This window comes from Trichocoleus sp. FACHB-46, assembly GCF_014695385.1.
Taxonomy (GTDB): domain Bacteria; phylum Cyanobacteriota; class Cyanobacteriia; order FACHB-46; family FACHB-46; genus Trichocoleus.
The window spans coordinates 67,312-88,424 of sequence record NZ_JACJOD010000030.1 but is presented as its reverse complement, the minus strand read 5'-3'; the positions used below and the strand labels follow the sequence as shown (position 1 = coordinate 88,424).

Genomic DNA, 21,113 nt, shown 5'->3' with positions numbered 1-21,113 from the left:
TTTCCACAACCTAAAAGGAACCAAAAAATTCTGAGCCACCTGAATAAAACGGCACCTAGTAACACAAATCAATCAATTCTGACAAAATTTCTTTAGCTTAGGCTGCGATTTGATCTGAAACGGATTCAGCAACCTCGGCTCTTAAAAAGTACCGATTAAATTATTAAATTGACCCTAAAATGAAGCCGATTAACCACTCGATCCGCTAACGTTGGAAATTAAGCCCAAGGAGCAAAGTTCCAGCCTGGATAAAAACAGTGTTAGCCCCTCCTTATTGGTCCTGCAAGACTAGAAACGCGAGATTAAAAAATGACACAAGCAAAAATTGGTGATACCGTAACTGTTCACTACACAGGTCGTCTAGATGATGGCACTGTATTTGATTCCTCGACTAATCGTGATCCACTACAATTCACCCTTGGTCAGGGCGATCTAATTCCTGGTTTTGAGAAAGCCGTTGTCGGCATGGCTCCCGGAGAATCTAAAACCGAAAAAATTCCAGTCGAGCAAGCTTATGGCCCTTACCGCGAAGAAATGGTCGTAGAGATCGATCGGCAGCAGATGCCGGAAGATTTAGAGCCTGAGGTGGGTCAACAGTTGCAAGTTCGCGAAGAAACCGGGGGTGTGATCCCGGTGGTGATTACGGATGTCAACGATGGCACCGTGACTCTAGATGCCAATCACCCTCTGGCGGGCGAGGAGTTAACTTTCGATATTCAACTGGTAAATATTGCCTAAGCTCGTCATCCTAATGGTTTAGACAGACTTCCCTCGCCCTTCCTGCTCTTTAGATCAAGAGACCTAACCCCCAACCCCTTCCCTAGAGGGAAGGGGAGCTAGACTCAAAGTCCCTTGATCTAGGACAAAAGCTCTGGCAAAACGCCGAGTGAGGCGCTGCGGGGCTACAATAGAGCCAAATTGTTGCATCGCTGCAATCTGTATCCCATGACGACTGCTGCTCCGGTTAAAACTCAGTACGAAGCGATTATTGGCCTTGAAACCCACTGTCAGCTCAAAACTGACACGAAGATCTTTTGCAACTGCTCCACCGAATTTGGCGGTGACCCCAACAGCCAAATTTGTCCAATTTGCATGGGTATGCCAGGGGTGCTACCAGTACTGAACCAGAAAGTGCTGGAGTACGCGGTTAAGACAGGCACGGCGCTCAACTGCCAAATTGCTCCCTTTAGCAAATTCGATCGCAAGCAGTATTTCTATCCTGACTTGCCCAAAAACTACCAAATCTCTCAGTTCGATTTACCAATCGCTGAGCATGGTTGGCTAGAAATTGAGCTGGTAGACTCAGACGGCAACCCAGCCCGTAAGCGCATCGGCATTACCCGACTGCACATGGAAGAAGATGCGGGTAAACTGGTCCACGGCGGCAGCGATCGCCTGGCGGGTTCTAGTTTCTCCTTGGTTGACTACAACCGCACCGGAGTTCCTCTCCTAGAAATTGTTTCTGAGCCAGATTTACGCACAGGCCAAGAAGCGGCTGAGTATGCTCAAGAACTCCGCCGCATTATTCGTTATCTCGGCGTGGGTGACGGCAATATGCAGGAAGGCTCCCTGCGTTGCGATGTCAACGTTTCCATCCGTCCAGTAGGGCAGGAAGCGTTCGGCACCAAGGTCGAAATCAAAAATATGAACTCTTTCAGTGCCATTCAAAAAGCAATTGAGTACGAAATTGAACGGCAAACTCAAGCGCTAGCTACTGGAGAGCGAATTGTTCAAGAAACGCGTCTCTGGGAAGAAGGCTCTCAGCGCACCATTAGTATGCGCGTCAAAGAAGGCTCCAGCGACTACCGCTATTTCCCCGAACCCGATCTGACTGGGATCCAAGTCACCACGGAACAGCTAGAGCAATGGCGCTCAGAACTGCCAGAACTGCCTGCTCAAAAGCGGCATCGCTACGAAACCGAGTTGGGCTTGTCCGCCTACGACGCGCGAGTTCTGACCGACGATCGCAGCGTGGCTGAATATTTTGAAACCGCGATCGCCGCCCAAGCTAGCCCCAAACCAACGGCCAACTGGATCATGGGTGATATTGCCGCCTACCTCAATGCCAACAAGCTCAGCATTACCGAAATTGGCTTTAAGCCAGAGGCACTGGCAGAACTCGTCAAGCTGATTGAAGACAACACCATCAGTAACAACGCTGGGAAGGAAATTCTGCCCGACCTACTGGCTAACGGGGGTTCTCCCGCCAAAATTGTCGAGGAGCGCGGCTTAGCTCAACTCTCTGACCCTGATGCGATCGCGGCCATTATTGATGAAGTGATTGCTTCCAACCCCAAAGAACTAGAGCAATACCGGGGTGGTAAAACCAAGCTGTTAGGCTTCTTCGTGGGTCAGGTGCTCAAGAAGACGAGTGGACGGGCCAACCCTAAACTAACTAATCAGTTGCTCGCTCAAAAGCTGAACCCATAACCCTCTGTTCAACGGAACTCACCAGGGATCGTCCGCGTCGGATTAGACCCTGGTGTTTTTTTTGGATGAAATTTTGATGAGGGGTGTCACCCCACACCCCCTTGATGGCATAATGTGATAAGTAGATGCACCCTGATGGCGGGGAGAGTCGCTACAGACTCTCCCTTTTTCTTTGGCAATTTGCCATTGTTAACCATCTAGTGACGATCGCACAGAATTTTGCACCCTAGCAGACAAGTTCTGCACCTGCCGAATGTAGTGAAGTAATAGCGGCCAGTTGATATAATCCCCTTTCAAGCGTCTCAGTGGTGGGAGGAGGAACAATGTCAGATTGGCGAAACATTCCCGGTGGAATCACAGCGCCGCGAGGCTATCGGGCTGCGGGAATAGCTGCTGGATTGAAACCTTCTGGCTTGCCCGACCTGGCTTTGATTTTGTCGGAGGCGGAGGCGATCGCGGCAGGTGTTTTCACTACAACTCAAGTCCGAGCCGCCTGTGTGGACTACTGCCGAGAGCGCTTACAAGTGAAGGGAAGTGCCCAAGCCATTCTCTGTAATGCAGGTCAAGCAAATGCCGCTACTGGCTCCCAAGGTTGGATTGACGCGATCGAGAGTGCCCAAAGTTTAGCCCAAGCCCTGAACATTTCTTCAGACTCGATCTTGCTAGCCTCGACTGGCGTGATTGGTCAGCGTATCCCCATGTCAGCCTTGAAAGCCGCGATTCCGCATCTGATCGCTGCTGCTTCTGACCAAGGCTCGGACCATGCGGCTCAAGCGATCGCTACGACCGATCTTGTGACTAAATCGATCGCCCTAGAAACGACCCTGCACGGTCGTCCGGTACGGATCGGGGGAATTGCTAAAGGGTCTGGCATGATTCACCCCAACATGGCGACGATGTTGGCATTCGTTACCTGTGATGCCGCTGTTTCCCCACCCCTTTGGCAAGACATGCTGAGTCGCGCCGCCGATCGCAGCTTCAACCAAATCACAGTAGATGGCGACACCAGTACCAACGATACGCTCTTAGCGCTGGCCAACGGTCAGTCGCGCACACCTGCCATTACCGAACCTGGCCCCGATGCGGACAAGCTAGAAGCCATGTTGACCGAGGTTTGTGTCTATTTGGCTAAGGCGATCGCCCGCGACGGGGAAGGAGCGACTTGCTTAATGGAGGTGCAAGTCTCCGGTGCGCCTGACGACAGCTCGGCTCGGCAAATCGCTCGCACGATCGCGGGTTCTTCCTTAGTGAAATCAGCTATTTTCGGCCATGACCCGAACTGGGGGCGTATTGCTGCTGCAGCAGGTCGTGCAGGAGTTTCTTTTGGTCAAGAAAATCTGCAAATCAAGTTAGGTGACTTTTTGCTGATGGAGCAAGGCCAGCCGCTGAAATTCGATCGCGCTGCGGCGAGTGCCTACCTGAAACAAGCAACAGCCAAAGAGATGCTACCGCCCGATGTGGTCAGCACCGAGGTAAGTAATGACTTGATGGTGATGAAAAATGGCGAGCTAGTTCCTTTCCCCCGCATGACTACCAGCGAAAGCCAAGCTCAAAACGTCGTCACAATCGCAGTCAGCATCGGCAATGAATCTGGCTCTGGCACCGCTTGGGGGTGCGACCTCAGCTACGACTACGTCAAAATCAACGCCGAGTACACCACCTAACTATTGAGTGGGGGAATTAACGTAGTGGCGCTTTGAGCTGAGTACGGTTCAGAGCTGCTTCTACCGCTTGCTGTTGGTCACGTCGCGTCAGCCACTGATGGTAGGTGCGGGTGTGTACCGTGACGGAGTGCCCCATCATCCGAGCCGCGACAGTATCTGGCAGACCAAAGTGAATCGTTCTGACCGCCCAGGCATGGCGCAAATCGTAGGGTGAGAAGGGCACTTGATAGCGGCGAAATTGGGTCGTCACTTGTTGCCCAACTCGTTGCAGTGTCGTGCGGTTGAGATCAGTGTCCACGGGAGGCAAGCAAATGCTGCGGAGATCAAATTGCTCGATCCATTCAGGGAAGAAAGGCCAGACTTCATGACTTCCAGTCTTAGTTGTAGACAAGACTTGAATCGTGCTCGCCGCATCGCCTTGGCTTAAACCGGAATAATCAGAAAAAAATACTTCGTGGTTTCGTAACCCATAGGTCGCCATAATGCCATAAACAAATCGCCACGCTGGGTTGGGAATTTGCTCAAACGTTTTGACGATCAGCTCATCGGACGGGAGTTCTCGCGCTTGAGTTTGATTCGGGCTATAGCTGCCCCAGAGAGATTTTAGGTCAATGGGCAACTCTAAATTGAGAAACTCTGCTAAGGCACTTAGTGCAGTACAGCAAGCTTGACGACTGCGAGACTGGTCATCAGTTGAGCGCACCGTGGCGTAAATCGCTTCAGCTAAACTAAATTTGGGATGCTCTTGGGCGATCGCAACTAATTTTCGCAGGTACGGCGCATAAGTGAAGCGCCAGGTAGTCTTGGCGGAGGCTGAGTTTTTTATTCGCTGCGGCTGCATCAAGAAATGTTCTTCAAAGACCTGAATTTGTTCTGGCAAATCTAGGTCATACAATCGGCCTCCACCGGAGACAGCTAAATAGTGCCGCCAATCAAACGTCTTTTGAATGAGTTGAGCCGCGATCACCTTAACTTCCTGTTCTGCCTGCTTCAACCCGCTTGGGGTAGCGGATAGTCCCAAAACCAGTCGTTGTTGGTGAGGACGCAGACGTGAACTATCCGGTCGAGGTGGTAGAGTACCCCGCAAATTTAACTTCTGTCCCCGCCGCTCAATTTGCAGTCCCAACTTTGCCGCTTTGAGGCGTTGATTTACTTGAAGAATTTTCGCATCAAGCGCTTGATTGGCATCAGTCATGGCAAACTTAATAGTTAACAGGAGTTTTAAATCTTTTAAGAACTTGAAATATATAGCAGTCCTAAAAAATTTATGAAACTGGCGGCTTGTGAGAGGTGCATCTTTCACAACCCATTTGGGATCGCCATACATAACTTTAGTAATTAAAGTTGGGTATTTAGCACCGTGATGTCAAACGGATTTAGGAAATTAATTGTTAAAATCAGTAACAAACATGAGAGGGTAGGGGGATCGTGACCACAATGGGTCGTACTGGCGTTCTATTGCTCAATTTAGGTGGGCCTGATCAACTGGAGGACGTCCGTCCCTTCCTGTTTAACCTATTCTCTGATCCAGAAATCATTCGTCTACCATTTCCTTGGTTGCAGAAGCCGCTAGCCTGGATTATCGCCACGAGCCGAGCCAAGAAATCTCAGGAAAACTATCGTCAGATTGGTGGTGGCTCCCCTCTACGACGGATTACAGAAGCTCAGGCCCAAGCAATTCAAGCTTCCTTGCGGCAAAAAGGCCATGATGCCTCGGTCTACATTGGCATGCGCTACTGGCATCCTTTCACTGAGGAAGCGATCGCCCGGATTAAGCGGGACCAAATTGAAAAGCTAGTAATCCTGCCCCTATATCCTCAGTTTTCCATTAGCACCAGTGGCTCTAGCTTCCGTTTACTCGAGAAGCTTTGGCAAGAAGACCCTGCTCTCAACCAGGTTGAATATACAACGGTAGCGTCCTGGTACAACCGCCCTGGTTACCTCCAGGCAATGGCTCAGCTAATTGCTCAGGAACTAGATAAATTTCCTAACCCTGACCAGGTGCATATCTTCTTCAGCGCTCATGGCGTTCCTGTAAGCTATGTCGAAGAAGCGGGCGATCCGTACCAGAAAGAGATTGAGGAATGCACGGCGCTAATCATGCAAACCCTCAATCGGCCCAATGCTCATACACTGGCATACCAAAGCCGAGTGGGTCCAGTAGAGTGGCTAAAGCCCTATACAGAGGATGCGCTCGCAGAATTAGGATCTCAAGGTGTTCAAGATTTAGCCATCGTTCCGATCAGCTTCGTTTCAGAACATATTGAAACCTTGCAAGAAATTGATATTGAGTACCGCGAGTTAGCAGAAGAATCCGGAATTCATCATTTTCAGCGGGTTCCTGCTCTCGATACCCATCCTGGTTTTATTGAGGACTTAGCCGATCTCGTCGTTGAGGCATTAGAAGCTCCCCCGATCGCCCTGTCTCAAGTCACCCAAATGAAGAAGATGGTGAAGATGTACCCCCAAGAGCGGTGGGAGTGGGGTATGACGACTGCGGCGGAAGTTTGGAATGGCCGAATCGCCATGCTGGGCTTTATTGCGCTGATGATCGAACTGCTCAGCGGTCGTGGGCCGCTGCACTTTGTGGGATTGCTATAAGTTGGCTTTAAGCGAGTATAGAAGCGCGGGATAACCTGATTTATTAGGCTCTCGCGCTTTTACCCGGTGAGTTTTGTCAATCTGGTTCTTGCTTGTGTCGCCGGGGCCGTTGGCGATCGCGAGGATGAGCTTGCTCGGCATACCAGCGTCGCCATTCTTTAGAACTCCGGATGGCTAGCCACAGCAGCAGTAAGGCGATGAGCCCACCTTGGCGAGGCGCATCAAAAGCAAAAAAGACCAAGATGATGCACAAACTATCTTGGGCAAAAATCATCCAAAGCGGCAGTTTGCGGAGGCGGTAAAACCAGCCGATTTGCACTAACTGTAAAACTAACGCTAACAGACCACCCACGACACCAATCAGCCCTACCAGCCAAGGCGACATTGCGGCCACGCGAGCGATCGCCATCCCCATCAAGGCTCCAACAATGGGGCTAAAAATCACTTGAATAATTTGTAAAGCCCGCTGCCCTAACCGTCGCTTCGAAATCGAGACTTCTAATAGCGACCAGCTCACCAACACGCCAATCACGACAGGCGGCGGCACCTGAGACAAGATTGGTACACGAGACCACAAGTCTTCGCCTTGCAGCAACCCAATAATCAATAGCGGCAAAGCAATTCTTAAACCTGCCGCCGAAGAAGCGGAGAGCGCGGCTAGAATCTCAATCATAATGACAATTTAGCCTGCACTGAAACCTAACAGACCTCAAGGTTCGTTTTTTAGTTTAGGAGATTTGTAGCCAGAGGCTTGTAATCAGATTGACATGTTTTTGACTCTGTCTCTAAATAATTTTCCTTGAGAGTTTTTCTCGAACCAGAAGTTTTGCGGCAATTGAGTTTCCCCAACACTTAGAAAAACCAGTTTAGCGAACTGAGCCTTGCTACTACCTTAAACGACGAGCTAAAGCCGTGTAACGTTGTTGGTCTTTGACTTGATTCACCGCGATCGCGATCGCTTTTTTCGGTCCGACTAGAAAGGCAAGTTGCTTGGCCCGAGTCAGTCCGGTATAAAGCAAGTTGCGGCTGAGCATCATGTAGTGCTGCAAATATAAGGGCAAGATCACCACCGGATACTCACTGCCTTGGGCTTTATGAATTGTGACAGCCCACGCCAGCGTAATTTCATTTAAGTCAGCGCGATCGTAGTTGACGAGGCGATCGCCGAATCGCACCGTTACTTCTTGCTCTTCTGGGTCGATCGCGGCAATGACTCCTAAGTCCCCGTTAAACACTTCCCGGTCGTAGTCATTGACTTGTTGAATCACGCGATCGCCAACTCGTAAAGTCATGCCGCCTCTGGCAATCTCAGTTTTGCCGCTATAGGGAGGGTTGATCAACTGTTGCAACACGGTGTTGAGATTCCGAGTTCCTACTTCGCCGCGCGTCATCGGACATAGGACTTGCACATCCTGGGCAGGGGCAAAACCCAACTGTGGAATCAAGTCGTTAATCAGGTCATGAATTGCCTGAACACCGTCTTCTGGTTGCGGTGCTCCTAACCAGAGACAATCGGTTTGAGGCACAGCAGAAACGGGTTCGAGTTGTGGCACCTGTCCTTGATTAATCCGGTGAGCATTTTGCACAATGTAACTCGCCTGAGCTTGCCGAAACACCTCAGTCAGCCGAATTACCGGGACTTGTCCAGATCGAATCAAGTCCCGCAGCACATTGCCTGGACCGACACTGGGTAGCTGATCGATATCGCCGACTAGCAACATCTGGGCCTCCAGTGGCACAGCTTTGATCAAGGAATTGGCAAGAAACAAATCCAACATTGAGGATTCGTCTACGATCACAGCCTGGGTTTCTAGAGGATTGTCGTAGCCGCGCTTAAAGCCAAAAGTTTTTGGGTCGAACTCCAACAAACGATGTAGCGTTTTGGCTTCCTGTCCAGTCATCTCACTCAGTCGTTGTGCGGCCCGTCCGGTGGGAGCAGCCAGCGCGATCACCTTTCCCATAGCTTTCCAGAGCGCCACAATCGTGCGAGTCGTAAAGGTTTTGCCGCAACCTGGGCCTCCGGTGAGAATCAATACCCGCTGAGTGGCTGCCATCTCTACGGCTTGGCGTTGTTGCTCGGAAAGTGCCAATCTAGTTTTGGCTGTAAAGCGATCGATCCAAGCTTGGACTCTGGGCAAATCCACTGTGACTGGACGCTGCAACCATTGGCGCAACCGATCTGCCATATTGGTCTCTGCCTGGAAAAAGGCAGGTTTATAGCAAATGAATTGGCCTTGTAACTCGCCAGAGCCACCTTGCATCACCAATTGATCTTCTAAACCCATTTGGGTCACGATCGCCGAAATTTGCTCTGGATCTGGCTCATGATCGCTCAAGGCTAAGCGCTGCACCGTTCGCTCTACCAACTCTGGCTGGGGTAAAAAGCAATGGCCTTCCTCGCTCGCCTCGGATAAAACATGCAACAAGCCGCTACGGTAGCGAAATTCTGAATCTGGAGCAATGCCGAGATTTCGGGCGATCGCATCTGCCGTCACGAAACCAATGCCATACACATCGGTTGCCAGTTGGTAAGGGTTGTTGGTGACTGTGGCGATCGCTTCTGCGCCATACTGCTTATAGATTTTGACGGCATAAGTGGTAGAAACGCCGTGACTTTGCAGAAACAGCATCACCTCTTTGATCGCCTTCTGAGTTTCCCAAGCCGCCTGGATCATTTTGACCCGCTTCTTGGCAATTCCGGGCACTTCTCCTAGGCGATCGCACTGGTTCTCAATCACATCTAAGGTTTCCAGGCCAAAGTGCGCCACAATCCGCTTGGCAGTTACAGGGCCAATCCCCTTAATTAGTCCACTCCCTAGATATTTTTCAATGCCTGTCAGGGTTGCAGGTTTGGTTTCTCGGTAATAAGTCACCTCAAACTGCGGCCCAAACTTGGGATGATCTCGCCAGATCCCTTGCATTTGCAGCGTTTGGCCCGCTTGAATACTGGGGAAGTTACCGACAATGGTGACTAGGTCTCTGGCTCGCGGTGCTTTGAGTCGAGCGATCGTGTAACCTGATTCTTCAGAATGAAAGGTCAGGCGCTCTACCACTCCTTGCAGTTGCTCGGTCTGAGCCGCTGGGACGGCATTCGCTTGGCCATAGGATGGTGAAGGAGTGGACATAGTAACCCGATAACCTTGTCAACAGCTACCAAATCAAAATTTCAAACACTTAAAACGATGAACCCGGTTGCTTCAAGAACTCCGCTTCTTCAGGAGTTGTCGTACGGCCCAAAATTTGATTGCGATGGGGAAAGCGCCCAAATCGTTCAATAATTTCTTTATGGCGAACCGCATAGGGAAACATATCACCAGCATCTGGATCGTCACTCAACTCCCGAAACAGTTCTACTGATAAGCGCTGATGTTCTAAATTCTCACTGTGCTCAAAAGGTAAGTAAATAAACATCCGCTGCACAGGCAACAAAGCTTGGTCAAAGTCCTGCGCGATCACTTGCTGAGCCGTGATTAAAGCTTGAGCATCCGTAGCATAAGCTCGGCGATCGCCCCGAAAGATATGGCGCGGAAACTGATCGAACAACAAAATCAACGCCAAGCAACCATCAGGGGAAGCTGTCCAACCATTGTAGTGACCAGCCACGGCTGCTTCGTAGTTGGATAGAAAGCGATCGCTGATGTCTCGATCAAAATTTGGGTCTTTTACGAACCAAATCTTGCGACTCTTGCCATAACTACTTGATTCTGGAATGCCAAACCAGAAATTTAGGATTTGCTCAATGCGTAACATGCTGCCTATTTTTGTGGCTTTCCCAAACTTGTCCTAATCAAAATTCTAGCGATCGCTACCACCTATGTTTTGGTAGCCACCACTTATCACTTTTGCTCCAGGGAAAATGTAACGAATTTTACCAAAATCCAGAGTGATCCTCATTCAGAAGGCTAGGCTACGGATAGATACCCAGTTCGCAGAGAGACTGCGATTGTGAGAGTAATGTTATGGGTTCACCATCACTCCTGCCTCTAGAACCTGCTTCACCTGCCCACATTTGTCCCTTAGATCAAACCTGTAGCTATTTGGACGAAGCCGCTAGAGAACTTCAACTAGATGCTGGTTTACAAGCTATCTTGAGCCATCCTCGTAAAGTCGTCACCGTCTCGATCCCCATCAAACTGGATAACGGTACTGTACAAGTTTTGGCAGGGCACCGAGTTCAGCACTGTGATGTCCTCGGTCCCTATAAAGGCGGTACACGCTATCATCCCGCCGTGACTTTACGGGAAGTTTCGGCTCTAGCCATGCTGATGACCTGGAAGTGTGCCCTCTTGGGCATTCCTTATGGAGGTGCGAAAGGGGGAATTGCCATTAATCCTAACGATTACAGTGTGAGTGAGCTAGAACGAATTACTCGCCGCTACACCAACGAGTTAATCAAAGATATTGGGCCCTCTGTAGATATTCCTGCGCCCGATGTTGGCACCTCCGCACGAGAAATGGCCTGGATGATGGACACCTACTCCATGAACGTGGGCCACGCTGTACCTGGAGTAGTGACAGGCAAACCGATCTCAATTGGCGGTTCTCGCGGACGAGAAATGGCTACAGGTCGAGGCGTAATGATCACAGTCCGGGAGGCGCTAGCAGCTCAGGGCAAGTCTTTGGCAGGTGCCCGGATTGTCATCCAAGGATTTGGTAATGTTGGCCGATCCGCCGCCCAGTTGCTATACGAAGCTGGCGCTAGAATTTTGGCTGTCTCCACCAGTACCAACGGTCTGTTTGCTGACGCTGGCCTGGATATTCCAGCCTTGCTAGCCTATGCTGCCGAAAACCATAAGAGCTTAGTTGGATTTCCCGGTTCCATGCCGATTAGCAATGACGATCTCTTGCTCCTTCCCTGCGATGTCTTGATTCCAGCCGCTTTAGAAAACCAAATTACTGAAGCTAATGTCGCTCAAGTCAAGGCTCAGATCATCGTAGAAGCAGCCAATGGCCCAGTGACATTAGCCGCAGATCAAGCCCTGGAAGCGAGAGGTGTTACGGTATTTCCTGATATTCTCGCTAACGCAGGTGGAGTCGTCGTGAGTTACCTGGAATGGGTGCAGGGGCTTTCCTATGTCTTCTGGGACGAAGAACGAGTAAACCGCGAAATGGAAAGCTTGATGGTGTATGCCTTCCAGCGTGTCTTGCAGCAATCCCAAAACCGCCAAGTTCCACTTCGCTTAGCAGCCTATACTCTGGCTGTGGGTCGTGTGGCCCAAGCTGTCAGCGATCGCGGTCTCTATCCCTAATTCTCTATCCCCACTAGTTAAAGGATTGAGGTTTTAGCGATCGCCATTACCTGATTTGAGGGGAAGATGGCGATCGCTTTCTGTCTCTCATTGTTTATATGAGTCGCAATGAACGTAGGGGTGGGTTTAGCAGCAGTGTTCGCATTATCGCGATACCTGAACTACAAAACCCACCCCTACAGATGATGTCTAGACTGTGGCTTAGCTAGCGTGCTGTTTGTACCACTCAATCGTGTTTTTCAGCCCTTGCCTAAATTCCATTTGAGCCGTAAAGCCAAACTGCTTGGCTCGTTCGGTATCCAAGCAGCGACGAGGCTGACCATTAGGTTTGTCGGTTTCCCAAACAATCTCGCCTTCAAAGCCCATCAGCTCACAAATCAGAGTTACCAGATCGTGAATTGTGATTTCGTAGCCAGTCCCCAGATTCACAGGCTCAGAATCGTTGTAGGACTGGGTGCCCATCACAATGCCACGAGCTGCATCCTCAGAATAGAGAAACTCACGAGTCGGACTGCCATCACCCCAGACAGGGAGTTGCCGGTCTCCCCGTTGCTGAGCTTCGTAAACCTTACGAATCAACGCTGGGATGACGTGGGAACTGCGAGGATCAAAGTTATCCTCAGGCCCATACAAGTTCACTGGCAATAAGTAGATGCCATTGAAGCCATATTGCTGGCGATAGGATTGCAGCTGGACCAACAGAGCTTTCTTAGCCACGCCATAAGGGGCATTAGTCTCCTCAGGGTAGCCATCCCAAAGATTTTCTTCCTTGAACGGCACCGGGGTGAACTTAGGGTAAGCACAAATGGTACCCACACAGACAAACTTCTGGACCCCCGCTTGATAGGCCGCATGAATCAACTGCGTACCCATCATTAAGTTGTCGTAGAACAGTTCGGCTGGTTTTTCTCGGTTCAGCCCGATCCCACCCACATGGGCCGCTAAATGAATCACCACATCCTGCTGATCAACCGCGCGTTGGCAGTGATCGAGGAAACGTAGGTCATAATCCCGCGAGCGCACCACCGTAATCTTTTGGGAATCAGCACCTGCCCGTTGGAGCTGGTCGATCACTTGACGCCCCAGGAAGCCAGCACCTCCCGTCACCAAAATCCGTTTATCTCTGAGATCCAGCGTTGTCATGGCTTTTTTATCTCTGTTGAAATAAATCAGAAATGCTCAGAGATTAGCTCATTACATTGCTGACTTCGTGGCGAATGGTAGCGTGTTCCAAAGACGCACCTCTACCATTTTCCATAGTAAGTCCCAAGGCTTGCAAATCAGCTTCCACCATGATGGCGACAAGCTGCTCAAAAGTCACAGAGGGTTCCCAACCCAGCTTCTGCTTGGCTTTAGCAGGATCTCCAATCAGCAGATCAACTTCTGCGGGACGTAGGTAACGCTCGTCAAACTCAACGTAGTCGTTCCAATCCAGGTTGACACACTTAAAGGACAAATCTAAAAACTCACTGATTGAGTGCGTTTCACCTGTTGCCACTACATAGTCATCGGGTTGATCTTGTTGCAGCATCAACCACATTGCCCGCACATAATCTTTGGCGTATCCCCAGTCTCGCTTGGAATCTAAGTTGCCCAAGTAGATCTTCTTCTGCTTGCCCGCCACAATTCGCGCGATCGCCCGGGTAATTTTGCGAGTGACGAAGGTTTCACCCCGACGCGGAGACTCATGGTTGAACAAAATCCCGTTGGACGCAAACATGCCGTAAGATTCCCGGTAGTTTACAGTCTGCCAATGAGCATAGACCTTAGCGCAGGCGTAGGGACTACGAGGATAGAAGGGTGTGGTTTCGGTTTGAGGTACTTCCTGCACCTTGCCAAACATCTCTGAGGAACCTGCCTGGTAAAACCGCACTTCTAAGCCAGTTCGATGTTGGTAGTCACGGATAGCTTCCAGCAGTCTGAGTGTGCCCATCCCTACTGCATCTGCGGTGTACTCAGGTGAGTCAAAACTGACTCGCACATGCGACTGAGCCCCCAAGTTATAAATTTCTTGCGGCTGCACTTCTTCTAGGATGCGGCGCAACGTTGTCCCATCCGTTAAGTCGCCGTAGTGCAGAAACAAACGCGCTCCCTCTTTATGAGGGTCTTCGTATACGTGGTCAATGCGGTCTGTATTAAAAGTTGAAGTTCGTCGGATAATGCCATGAACTTCATAACCCTTTTCTAACAGCAATTCGCTGAGGTAAGAGCCATCTTGACCTGTAATACCTGTGATTAGCGCTCGCTTCCGTTGGGTCATTTGAAAAGTTCCTTCTGTGGCTGACATGGGGGCTGGGGAAACATAAGTTTTAGCGGTTTAAGCTAGTCACAACTCCAAGCAATTCCCCTGAGAGTCTGGAGCAGACAGATGCAATTTCAAGCTTGTGCCTAGCCGCTACACCTCTATACATCCCATTTTTGTTAAGAGTCAATCCATACGTTAGCCTGAAACTCTCAACAAAACATCAAAAAACTATGTAGTGTCTGCAAAGAATTTGTAGCCTCTGTATATTTTTGTCAAAGATTACAGCTATCGCTTCCAGAAGACGCTAATCAGTCAATACCGTATAATTGGACACAAAAACAAATGAAGTTTCCCTCTCCAAGTGAGAGATGAGCTTCAATAAGCACCATTTTTACTGGGAAAGACCACAACGCCAATTGTTTTAACAATCAACCATAGGTCCATCGAAAAACTGCGGCAGTTAACGTAATAAAGGTCCATCAAGACCCGTCGATGGTAAGGAATATCATTGCGTCCAGAAACTTGCCACAAGCCTGTGATTCCAGGTTGAATCGTCAAAATCCGGTCCATATATCTGCCGTACCTTGGCAATTCTTCCTCGACAAGAGGCCGAGGACCTACGACGCTCATGTCACCTTTAAGCACATTCCAAAATTGGGGGAACTCATCCAAGCTGGTGACTCGCAAGAACCGACCAATCCAGGTAATCCGAGGATCGTATTTCAGTTTGAAGTTTTCTTCAAATTCTTGCCGAGCATCAGGAGAGGTTTCCAACAACTTAAGTAGTACTTCGTCAGCGTTTTCGACCATCGTTCTGAATTTGATGCAACCAAAAGGTTGACGATTTTTGCCAATCCGTTCTTGCACATAAAAAATCGGCCCTGGAGAGCTAAAGGCAATCAACAGGACCAGGAGCAAATAAACCGGAGAGAACAAAATCAAAACCGCAAGCGAAAATCCAATATCAAACAACCGCTTGGAAAACTCTCCGTCTAGATTAACTAACGTGACTGGCGGCAAGCCCCGCTTGAAAATAGCCCGAATTGTCTTGCCGGAGATAAGTTGACTTTCGGCAGTCATTGTACTCCTTCAACTCACAAACTCACACCACACACAGTCCTGATCATAAAGCCAGAAACAGCTTCTACGGCAATTTAGGCCTAAAAGCCAGTACTTCACTGGGATTGCTAGACCTAAATTCTTGGCAGCAGTGTTCCACAAAACTGAGATATTGTCGCGCAAACGCTTTAGCGTCAAAGGTTAGGGCATGCGATCGCACCACCTCAGGATTAAACGCTTGGGCATGAGTTTCAAAATACTCCACTGCTTCAATTAAAGCCACCTCCGATTGAGTTGAGAACAAAACTCCTGTAGCAGTATCCGAGTACTGACGCACATCTCGCACCGTTTCCAAAGCTCCTCCTGCTCCATAAGCAATCACAGGAGTACCACAGGCTTGAGCTTCTACGGGAGCGATACCAAAATCTTCATGGGCCGCGTAAACAAACGCCTTCGCTTCAGCCATATATTTTGCTACTACGGCATCTGGTTGCCATCCTAGTATTTGGATATTTGGTTTAGCGATTTTGCGTAGCTCTTGCAGTTCTGGACCGCTGCCAATCACCACCAGCGATCGCCCTGACTGATTAAAAGCACGCACAATCAGCGAAGTTTTTTTGTAGCTCACCAAGCGAGAAACTGTGAGGTAAAAATCTTGCTTCTGAGCTTGAAAAGGAAATCGCTCCGTATGCACAGGCGGATAAATTACCGTGGCGGGTCGCCGATAGTAGCGCCAAATGCGACGGGCTGTATTTTGCGAATTGGCAATGAAATAATCTACCCGATTCGCAGATAAGACATCCCATTGCCGCAGATAGTGCAGCAGCCAACGTGTTACCCAGCCTAAGACCCCACGCCCCAAGGCACTGCTGCGCAAATAGTCAAAGGTTAAATCCCAGGCATAGCGCATGGGAGTATGGCAGTAACAAATGTGCAACTGATGTGGCCCCGTCAAGACTCCTTTCGCCACCGCGTGGGAAGAAGAAAGAATCACGTCATACGGACGCAAATCTATTTGCTCGATCGCCAAAGGCAACAAGGGCAAATATTTCTGCACACCCCCGCGAGCCCCCGGAAAATACTGCAAAAAAGTCGTGCCAATCTGACGCTTAAACAAATAGCTCTCTGGATTTGTGGATTCGAAATCAATTAGGGCGTAGGGATCTGCATCGATATGCTGCAAAATCTCCTGCACGACTAGTTCCGAGCCACCTGTTGCTTTTGGCGTCAACCATTCATGAACCAGCGCGTACTTTAATTGCACAGTCAGTTTAGAGATTAGGGAGATTGAAGCTGCTTAAGGACGTTATCGCCGAGTTTGCCACACTCCGGGATAAAAAGTTGACGAAAATATGAATTATTTTCCAACTCAACCCCTCTTTAGTCAAAATGCAGGGAGAAGTAAGACATGCGCCCCGCTTACCAAGCCTTGGAGGCTGAAAGAAATTCGATCTCGCTAAATCTCAAACACTTTTAGATCTTTACGATTCCTCAAGTCACAATCAGGAAATTGCTGCATAATCCCTAGGCTAGAAAATGCTATGACTCATGTTGGCAATGCTTTCAGCTTGGTCAAGCTGAGTACAAGCAGAAAGAGGACAAACTGAACTAACACAATACTAGGGCCAGAAGCAAAATTCAGTGCTCCAGACACCAACATGCCCAAAATGCTGCTCAGTGCTCCGATCGCTACCGATAGCAGCAAGAACCGAGTGAACCTTTGACTCAGCAGTTTGGCAGTTGAGGCTGGAATGACCAGAAAGGCATTCACTAGCAAAATTCCGATCGCTTTGATGGAAACGGCAACTGCCAAAGACAGCAAGACTACAAACAAATAGCGATGCAGTTGGACTGGAATCCCTTGCACTTGCGCCACTGCTTGATTCAGAGTTAGCAAAATTTGTTGTCGTAGCGTCGATAGTAAAAAAACAGCACTGACAATCAACAACAACAGCGTCAGCAGTAGGTCAGTACGGTTGATGGCTAGGATGTCACCAAACAACACCCCCATTAAGTTGCCTCGGTAGCCTTGAATAAAGCTAGTCAAAATCACCCCGATCGCTAAAGCGCCTGAGAGCACAATGCTGAGGATGTTGTCACTCCACAAATCGGTTTGGTCAATCAGGTAGAGCACTGCTAGACCAAACAACAGGGTAAAAGGGAGCAACATCCAGGTGGGATTGAGCTGGAGCAAAACGCCTAAAGCCACCCCTACTAAAGCCGCATGGCCGACTGCATGACTAAAGAATGACAACTGCCGCAGTGTGACAAAGCAACCCAGTAGCCCACCCAACACACCCATGAGAATCCCACCTGCGATCGCCCGTTGCATGAAAGGAAATTGTAGGAGATCAAGAAGTTGTTGGGGTTGCGTGACCGCAAACTGGTCAACCTGAAGCCAAGGTAGACAGTCTAGGAGCATGATGAGCAGGTGAAAAGCATGAATGAATAGACTGTACAACCTGCTGCTACTGTTCTCTACTGTGCTTATTGGGGAGGTCGTGGGAAAGAGACAGGCAAGCCTTGACTTGGTCCACCGGATTCTGATCAGACTGCGCCATAATTGGGAAGGACTGAAGAGTCTTAGAGATAGATAACTTTGATAATTTCAGAACCCAGGCTTTGTAATCATCTTTGATTTTACATAAAGAAAAGTTAATCTTTGCATCGTAAAGCTTTACTCTGGTTTTAGACTGTCCCTGCTTTTGACATAGACAACTGTGACTAACAGCAGCAATTGGGCCTTGCTTGCGCTCTAGGACAGCTTTGGCATGTGATCATTTGAAAATTATGGCTAAGCAGCGGGTTCTTTCTGGCATTCAACCAACGGGCAATCTCCACTTAGGTAACTACTTGGGAGCCATTCGCAATTGGGTGGAAGGCCAAAGCCAATACGAAAATTTTTTCTGTGTCGTCGATCTCCATGCCATTACTGCACCCCACAATCCAGCCACGCTAGCGGCTGACACCTACGCGATCGCAGCTATCTATTTGGCTTGTGGCATCGACTTGCAGCACGCCCACATCTTCGTGCAGTCCCACGTTCCCGCTCACAGTGAGTTAACTTGGCTACTGAACTGCATCACACCCCTGAACTGGCTCGAAGACATGATTCAGTTCAAGGAAAAAGCGGTGCGGCAAGGCGAGAATGTCAATGTAGGTTTGCTTGACTATCCGGTGCTGATGGCTGCCGATATTTTGCTCTACCAAGCTGACAAGGTTCCAGTGGGAGAAGACCAAAAGCAGCACTTAGAGCTAACTCGCGATATTGCTGCACGGTTTAACCATCAGTTTTGTAAAGACAAATCTCCGACCTTTAAGCTACCAGAGCCATTGATTCGGGCGGCAGGTGCACGAGTCATGAGCTTGACCGACGGCACTCGCAAAATGTCTAAATCTGATCCTTCAGACTTGAGTCGGATCAATGTTTTAGATGCGCCTGAGCAGATCCAAAGCAAGATTAAGCGCTGCAAAACTGACCCGGTCAGAGGGTTGGAGTTTGACAACCCAGAGCGACCTGAGTGTAACAACTTGCTGACGCTTTATATGCTCATGTCAGGCAAAACTAAAGCTGAGGTAACAACGGAGTGTCAAGATATGGGTTGGGGCCAGTTCAAGCCTTTATTGACTGAAACTACGATTAGCGCTCTTCAGCCCATCCAAGACAAATACAACGACATCATGGCGGACAAGGGCTATTTGGAATCGGTGCTGCGCCAAGGCCAGGAAGCCGCCGCCGCGATCGCCAACCAAACCCTGAACCAGGCAAAATCAGCCTTGGGGTATGCTTTGCCCTTATAACCGGGATACTCAACAGCTCATTAGCTTAGCAGGAGTACGGAATGCAAGATGAAGTGATGATGGTGAGGTTAATTAGGTGATGGATAACGGTCAAAACAATCTCGCGATGCTTAATTCATCTCTATTTCCATCTCCTTCTTGCTTCCGCAATGCGCTTCAGTCAGGTGAATTTTTAGTGACCGCTGAAGTGGCCCCGCCCAAAGGTGGCAATGCGGCTCACATGCTGCAAATGGCCCTACTGCTCAAAGATCGAGTCCATGCCGTCAACATTACCGATGGCAGTCGAGCTGTGCTTCGTATGAGTTCCTTGGCAGCGTCCATTATTCTGCTTCAGCACGGCATTGAGCCAATTTGTCAGGTGGCTTGCCGCGATCGCAACCGCATTGGCTTACAAGCTGATTTGATGGGAGCCCATGCCTTAGGCGTTCGTAATATTTTGGCTTTAACCGGAGACCCCGTCAAAGCGGGCGATCACCCGGATGCCCGTGCCGTATTTGATTTAGAGTCGGTACGGCTGCTGCAACTCATCTTCAAGTTGAATCAAGGCTTCGACTGCAACGATAAATTGATGCCTGATGGTCCCACCGATCTGCTGGTGGGTGCGGCGGTTGATCCGCAACTCAATAGCTGGTCAGGTTTGCAGCGTCGCTTTGATCGTAAGTTAGCGGCTGGGGCGCAATTTTTTCAAAGTCAGTTAATCTGCGACTTTGAGCGGCTAGAAAAGTTCATGACCCAGATTGCAGTAGGCAGCAATAAGCCCGTTTTAGCAGGAATTTTTCTGCTTAAGTCAGCTAAAAACGCTCAATTCATTAACCGCAATGTACCAGGCGTTTCCATCCCAGATGAGATCATTCAGCGTCTAGAGCGAGCCGCTGATCCCCTACAAGAAGGCATTACGATCGCGGCTGAGCAAGTCAAGTTAGCAAAAGAACTTTGCCAAGGCGTACATATGATGGCTGTGCGCCGAGAAGACTTAATTCCCCAAATTCTCGATTTAGCTGGGATTCCGCCCATCACGCAAGCCGCTCCTGCCTTTCAAGCTGCGGGAAGCTAAGGGCGATCGCTCAACTTAGCTCACCAAGGCTTATGCCAACAAGCCTACTCAGGCTTCGTACCCTGATTGAGTGACTCTAGCATCCGCGGCGGGCCAAGCTGCGTGAGCTGATAACCGTTGGGATAGCTCCGGTGATCAGCATCGGTGTAGAACTTTGGTTGTTTCCGGGGTGGCAACCAGCCGAGAACTCGGCCTCTCAATCTCAAGCTGTAGGCGATCGCTTGTCGCAGGAAAGCAGGTGGAGCGGTGAATCCATAAGCTTCTAGCATCCGGTCATCTAGGAAGCTGTGGACGCTTGGCCTAACTAAAGGGCGCAACCAGCATGGAAACCAACTCAGCATCAAGTTTTGCGTGGAGTCACCCACCAAACGATTCGTTTGGGCGTAACGGAAGTGCTGTTGCTCATATTCCACGTTGTAGCGCTCAAAGGCTTCGTAGGTGTCAGGAATATTTTGAATCTGCATTCGCTGACCCACGGCCTGCCAGAAATAGAAGGAAGCCAAGCGTTCGTTCTCAGACATAGGTCGCCAGCCGAAACGGTCGAGCCAACGTACAGGCTCATAGATGAATGTGGAAAGCACATACAAGAAATCGGCGTTGCTGATCTGAAAGTGCCCATGCATGTGATTCATGCGGCGAATGACTTCTTGCCCGCGATCGCTGTCATACCCCCACTTCAAAATTTCAGCCACAGTTAGAGCTGTATCGTCATAACGTTTTTGCGGGCGCTGATGAAACTCTCCAGTTTTGTCGAGCAGGGCTGAAATACTTGGCACACAAAACGTCCGAAACAGCGCAATTTCTAGAGCTCGATTAATATCCCACGGAAATTCGTAGCCTGCCATGAGGCGGCAAATTTCCTGATGATCTTGTATAGGGTCTAGTTGGTGAATTTGATGTAGATTTTGGTAGCGCTTCATACATCCCTGCTGTAACTTAAGTTCTACAGAAACTATTAACCTGTACGGCACCAAATCCGCCAACATTAGGCACAAAAAAAGCCAGCTCCC

General features: G+C 49.5%; 17 protein-coding genes. 7 read left to right on the top strand and 10 right to left on the bottom strand.

What is annotated here, in order from left to right; genetic code table 11:
• The first annotated feature begins 309 nt into the window (after positions 1 to 309).
• The 3 genes from H6F72_RS16950 (at position 310) to argJ (ending at position 4,094) form a co-directional block, all read left to right on the top strand.
• Entirely contained in the window at positions 310 to 738 is a 429-nt protein-coding gene (locus H6F72_RS16950) for a peptidylprolyl isomerase (protein WP_190438017.1), read from the top strand.
• Between the two features lie 207 nt (positions 739 to 945).
• Entirely contained in the window at positions 946 to 2,430 is a 1,485-nt protein-coding gene (gatB, locus tag H6F72_RS16945) for an Asp-tRNA(Asn)/Glu-tRNA(Gln) amidotransferase subunit GatB (protein ID WP_190438014.1), read from the top strand.
• A gap of 323 nt (positions 2,431 to 2,753) precedes the next feature.
• Positions 2,754 to 4,094, top strand: a complete 1,341-nt coding sequence (gene argJ / locus H6F72_RS16940; protein ID WP_190438012.1) for a bifunctional ornithine acetyltransferase/N-acetylglutamate synthase — start codon at positions 2,754 to 2,756, stop codon at positions 4,092 to 4,094.
• 16 nt (positions 4,095 to 4,110) lie between these two features.
• On the opposite strand, the gene H6F72_RS16935 is transcribed toward argJ, so the two are convergent.
• Positions 4,111 to 5,289, bottom strand: coding sequence for a site-specific integrase (locus tag H6F72_RS16935; RefSeq protein ID WP_190438009.1), 1,179 nt, complete (start codon positions 5,287 to 5,289; stop codon positions 4,111 to 4,113).
• 242 nt (positions 5,290 to 5,531) lie between these two features.
• Here H6F72_RS16935 and hemH point away from each other — a divergent pair, with 242 nt between their 5' ends.
• On the top strand, positions 5,532 to 6,695 hold the full coding sequence (gene hemH / locus H6F72_RS16930; protein ID WP_190438006.1) for a ferrochelatase: 1,164 nt from the start codon (positions 5,532 to 5,534) through the stop codon (positions 6,693 to 6,695).
• Positions 6,696 to 6,771: 76 nt separating this feature from the next.
• Here the strand turns inward: hemH and H6F72_RS16925 are convergent, their stop codons facing one another.
• From H6F72_RS16925 to H6F72_RS16915, 3 genes are all read right to left on the bottom strand, one after another.
• Positions 6,772 to 7,368: a DUF4126 domain-containing protein gene (locus H6F72_RS16925; RefSeq protein ID WP_190438004.1), complete on the bottom strand. Its 597-nt coding sequence runs from the start codon at positions 7,366 to 7,368 to the stop codon at positions 6,772 to 6,774.
• Positions 7,369 to 7,582: 214 nt separating this feature from the next.
• Positions 7,583 to 9,820 carry an ATP-dependent RecD-like DNA helicase gene (locus tag H6F72_RS16920; RefSeq protein ID WP_190438002.1) on the bottom strand — a complete coding sequence of 746 codons (2,238 nt, stop codon included), beginning with the start codon at positions 9,818 to 9,820 and terminating at the stop codon, positions 7,583 to 7,585.
• Between the two features lie 49 nt (positions 9,821 to 9,869).
• Positions 9,870 to 10,445, bottom strand: coding sequence for a DUF924 family protein (locus H6F72_RS16915; protein ID WP_190438000.1), 576 nt, complete (start codon positions 10,443 to 10,445; stop codon positions 9,870 to 9,872).
• A gap of 209 nt (positions 10,446 to 10,654) precedes the next feature.
• Between H6F72_RS16915 and H6F72_RS16910 the strand changes: the two genes are divergently transcribed.
• The gene (locus H6F72_RS16910; RefSeq protein WP_190437999.1) at positions 10,655 to 11,944 is read left to right on the top strand and encodes a Glu/Leu/Phe/Val dehydrogenase; all 1,290 of its coding nucleotides are present in this window, start codon (positions 10,655 to 10,657) and stop codon (positions 11,942 to 11,944) included.
• Between the two features lie 201 nt (positions 11,945 to 12,145).
• On the opposite strand, the gene H6F72_RS16905 is transcribed toward H6F72_RS16910, so the two are convergent.
• The 5 genes from H6F72_RS16905 to H6F72_RS16885 all read right to left on the bottom strand — a co-directional run bounded on the left by H6F72_RS16905 (position 12,146) and on the right by H6F72_RS16885 (position 17,670).
• On the bottom strand, positions 12,146 to 13,087 hold the full coding sequence (locus H6F72_RS16905) for a GDP-L-fucose synthase (protein WP_190437998.1): 942 nt from the start codon (positions 13,085 to 13,087) through the stop codon (positions 12,146 to 12,148).
• A gap of 43 nt (positions 13,088 to 13,130) precedes the next feature.
• Positions 13,131 to 14,204 (bottom strand): GDP-mannose 4,6-dehydratase, encoded by a 1,074-nt coding sequence (gmd, locus tag H6F72_RS16900; RefSeq protein WP_190437997.1) that lies wholly within the window; start codon positions 14,202 to 14,204, stop codon positions 13,131 to 13,133.
• Between the two features lie 360 nt (positions 14,205 to 14,564).
• Positions 14,565 to 15,269: a sugar transferase gene (locus H6F72_RS16895; RefSeq protein ID WP_190437996.1), complete on the bottom strand. Its 705-nt coding sequence runs from the start codon at positions 15,267 to 15,269 to the stop codon at positions 14,565 to 14,567.
• 64 nt (positions 15,270 to 15,333) lie between these two features.
• The gene (locus H6F72_RS16890) at positions 15,334 to 16,512 is read right to left on the bottom strand and encodes a glycosyltransferase (RefSeq protein WP_190437995.1); all 1,179 of its coding nucleotides are present in this window, start codon (positions 16,510 to 16,512) and stop codon (positions 15,334 to 15,336) included.
• A 282-nt stretch (positions 16,513 to 16,794) separates the two neighbouring features.
• Positions 16,795 to 17,670 (bottom strand): metal ABC transporter permease, encoded by an 876-nt coding sequence (locus tag H6F72_RS16885; RefSeq protein ID WP_190437994.1) that lies wholly within the window; start codon positions 17,668 to 17,670, stop codon positions 16,795 to 16,797.
• 368 nt (positions 17,671 to 18,038) lie between these two features.
• Here H6F72_RS16885 and trpS point away from each other — a divergent pair, with 368 nt between their 5' ends.
• Positions 18,039 to 19,049, top strand: a complete 1,011-nt coding sequence (gene trpS / locus H6F72_RS16880; RefSeq protein WP_190437992.1) for a tryptophan--tRNA ligase — start codon at positions 18,039 to 18,041, stop codon at positions 19,047 to 19,049.
• Positions 19,050 to 19,128: 79 nt separating this feature from the next.
• A complete protein-coding gene (locus tag H6F72_RS16875) occupies positions 19,129 to 20,103 on the top strand; it encodes a methylenetetrahydrofolate reductase (RefSeq protein ID WP_370527516.1) in 975 nt (324 codons plus the stop codon).
• Positions 20,104 to 20,147: 44 nt separating this feature from the next.
• On the opposite strand, the gene H6F72_RS16870 is transcribed toward H6F72_RS16875, so the two are convergent.
• Positions 20,148 to 21,023, bottom strand: a complete 876-nt coding sequence (locus tag H6F72_RS16870) for an oxygenase MpaB family protein (protein ID WP_190437991.1) — start codon at positions 21,021 to 21,023, stop codon at positions 20,148 to 20,150.
• Positions 21,024 to 21,113: the final 90 nt, after the last annotated feature.